This window comes from Mixta mediterraneensis (genome assembly GCF_014946725.1).
Lineage (GTDB): Bacteria > Pseudomonadota > Gammaproteobacteria > Enterobacterales > Enterobacteriaceae > Pantoea > Pantoea mediterraneensis.
The window spans coordinates 1-1,792 of sequence record NZ_JACFXY010000031.1; the positions used below are offsets into that span (position 1 = coordinate 1).

Genomic DNA, 1,792 nt, shown 5'->3' on the forward strand with positions numbered 1-1,792 from the left:
GCTGAAAAGCGGTCAACTCCAGAAGAAAACGAAAGCAACAACGCTCGAATGATTCAAAGGGGGTGGGTCAGTTTTACTTTGGCAGGGTGGGTCAGAATTCGATCGGTATTGACACCATTGCAGTCTGAGCCACCTGAGCCAGGATGACAGGAACCGCAAGGGCCAGCAATTGACGCGCTTCTGTAAAGTACTTCTGCACGTAAACACCTGACTTAGTTAATTAATGAAGGCGCATTGATAATCTCTGAGGAAAGCGCGGCATAGTGTAACTGGAGTAACAGAATTCTCCAATCTTTGTCACACAATGCGTTTTGCTAAGCTGTAAAGCAGCACCCACGGCTGGAACCTAACAGCCAGCATTAGCTGTGATAAACTAGCGCAAACTTCGCAGAGGCAAAGACTATGTTTACCGGTATTGTGCAGGGCACCGCAGAAATCGTGTCCATTGAAGAGAAAGATCTATTTCGCACCCATATTGTCAAACTGCCGGAAGCGTTATTACCGGGCTTAGCGTTGGGGGCGTCAGTCGCACACAACGGCTGTTGTTTAACCGTTACTGCCATTGATGACGATCGCGTCAGCTTTGACTTAATTAAAGAGACATTACGCGTCACCAACCTGGGTAATTTGCGCCCGGGTGATGTGGTAAATATTGAGCGCGCCGCGAAATTTAGCGATGAAATCGGCGGGCATTTAATGTCTGGTCATATTATGACCACCGCAGAAATCTGCAAAATCATCCAGTCGGAAAATAACCGCGAAGTGTGGTTTAAAATCCAGGATCCGGCGCAAATGAAATATATCCTGCATAAGGGTTTTGTCGGGATTGATGGTATTAGCCTGACGGTGGGTGATGTGACTAAAACCAAATTTTGTGTGCACCTGATTCCTGAAACACTGGAGCGCACAACGCTCGGTGCAAAAACATTTGGTGACCTTGTTAATATTGAAATTGACCCTCACACACAGGCGATTGTCGACACGGTTGAGCGCGTGCTGGCCCAGCGTGAAAATGCGGCAATAAAGACGTTCACAGAACAAACCGTTCAGGAATAACGGAGAAAATAATTAAAGGCGCAAGCGCCTTTAATTATTTAGCGGAAATATCAGCGAGTGACGCGTAATCCGCCCTCAACCCCGCGACTAAATACCACCTGCCATAACTGAATGTCACGCGCGCGGAAAGCTCCCGCACAGGCATTCAGATAATAAGAGAACATGCGTTTAAAACGGTCACCGTAAGCGTTTTCCAGCTGTGGCCATGCCTGTAAAAATCGCTCATACCAGGCCATCAACGTGGTGTCATAGTCGGCGCCAAAGTTGTGCCAGTCTTCCATAATGAAATGCGGTTCGCTGGCGTCGGCGATATGACGAACAGAAGGCAGACGTCCATTGGGGAAGATATATTTATCGATCCAGGGATCGACATTCATATCTGTTTTAATGGCGCCGATGGTATGCAGTAAGAAAATACCGTCAGGTTTTAAATTACGATCAACCGTATCAAAGTAGGTCGCATAGTTTTTAGGCCCAACATGTTCGAACATTCCGACGGAAACGATGCGATCAAATTGCTGATTAAGGTCACGATAATCTTGTAGCAAAATGGTGACGTTTAGCCCTTCACAGCGCTGCTGAGCAAGCTTTTGTTGTTCGGCCGAAATGGGGCTTTGTTGAATAAATCAGCTTCAGGACGAGTGACTCTGTAGCTGACCGGGTTTTCAGGCAATACGCACGCTTTCTGGCATACCAGCCTTCGTTATTTTATTCAGCGCACGCACCATGCCCAAAG

General features: G+C 47.3%; 1 protein-coding gene and 2 pseudogenes. 1 reads left to right on the forward strand and 2 read right to left on the reverse strand.

Going from position 1 to position 1,792, the window contains the following annotated elements; all coding sequences use genetic code 11:
• Positions 1 to 115: 115 nt before the first annotated feature.
• Positions 116 to 199 (reverse strand): annotated as a pseudogene (locus H2P46_RS23210) (hypothetical protein); the annotation flags it as partial.
• A gap of 203 nt (positions 200 to 402) precedes the next feature.
• On the opposite strand from H2P46_RS23210, the gene H2P46_RS22760 reads away from it, so the two are divergent.
• A complete protein-coding gene (locus tag H2P46_RS22760; protein ID WP_193407012.1) occupies positions 403 to 1,056 on the forward strand; it encodes a riboflavin synthase subunit alpha in 654 nt (217 codons plus the stop codon).
• A gap of 50 nt (positions 1,057 to 1,106) precedes the next feature.
• Here H2P46_RS22760 and H2P46_RS22765 read toward each other — a convergent pair.
• Positions 1,107 to 1,664: pseudogene (locus tag H2P46_RS22765) on the reverse strand (class I SAM-dependent methyltransferase); the annotation flags it as partial.
• Between the last annotated feature and the right edge of the window lie 128 nt (positions 1,665 to 1,792).